Source organism: Spirillospora sp. NPDC052242 (genome assembly GCF_040679555.1).
Classification (GTDB): domain Bacteria; phylum Actinomycetota; class Actinomycetes; order Streptosporangiales; family Streptosporangiaceae; genus Spirillospora.
The window spans coordinates 1-1,097 of sequence record NZ_JBFAUZ010000119.1 but is presented as its reverse complement, the minus strand read 5'-3'; the positions used below and the strand labels follow the sequence as shown (position 1 = coordinate 1,097).

Genomic DNA, 1,097 nt, shown 5'->3' with positions numbered 1-1,097 from the left:
TTTGTTTTCTGGGAACCACACAGGGACGCGAACAACACACAGCGAGATGCTTTGAACGTTCAGTGTGTTCAAGCCACTCGGCCTATTAGTACCGGTCGACTCCACACGTTACCGCGCTTCCATCCCCGGCCTATCAACCCGATCGTCTCTCGGGGGCCTTACCCACCCGAAGGTGGAGGGAGAACTCATCTCGAGGAAGGCTTCCCGCTTAGATGCTTTCAGCGGTTATCCCAACCGAACGTAGCCAACCAGCCATGCCCCTGGCAGGACAACTGGCACACCAGAGGTCCGTCCGTCCCGGTCCTCTCGTACTAGGGACAGACCCTCACAATTCTCCTACGCGCGCAGCGGATAGGGACCGAACTGTCTCGCGACGTTCTAAACCCAGCTCGCGTGCCGCTTTAATGGGCGAACAGCCCAACCCTTGGGACCTACTCCAGCCCCAGGATGCGACGAGCCGACATCGAGGTGCCAAACCATCCCGTCGATATGGACTCTTGGGGAAGATCAGCCTGTTATCCCCGGGGTACCTTTTAGCCGTTGAGCGACACCACTTCCACACGTAGGTGCCGGATCACTAGGCCCTGCTTTCGCACCTGCTCGACACGTCCGTCTCACAGTCAAGCTCCCTTGTGCCCTTGCACTCGCCACCTGATTGCCAACCAGGCTGAGGGAACCTTTGGGCGCCTCCGTTACACTTTAGGAGGCAACCGCCCCAGTTAAACTACCCACCAGGCACTGTCCCCCACCCGGATACACGGGTGCGGGTTAGACGCTCAAAACGACCAGAGTGGTATTTCACCAACGACTCCACCCGAACTGGCGTCCGAGCTTCACAGTCTCCCACCTATCCTACACAAGACGCTCCAAGCGCCAATGCCAAGCTGTAGTGAAGGTCCCGGGGTCTTTCCGTCCTGCTGCGCGAAACGAGCATCTTTACTCGTACTGCAATTTCGCCGGGCCTGTGGTTGAGACAGCGGGGAAGTCGTTACGCCATTCGTGCAGGTCGGAACTTACCCGACAAGGAATTTCGCTACCTTAGGATGGTTATAGTTACCACCGCCGTTTACCGGCGCTTAGATTCTCAGCTTCGACCC

The 1,097-nt window shown here is 57.9% G+C and carries 1 rRNA gene; it reads right to left on the bottom strand.

Going from position 1 to position 1,097, the window contains the following annotated elements:
* Window positions 1-64 precede the first annotated feature (64 nt).
* A 23S ribosomal RNA gene (locus AB0L25_RS41055) occupies window positions 65-1,097 on the bottom strand; the annotation flags it as partial.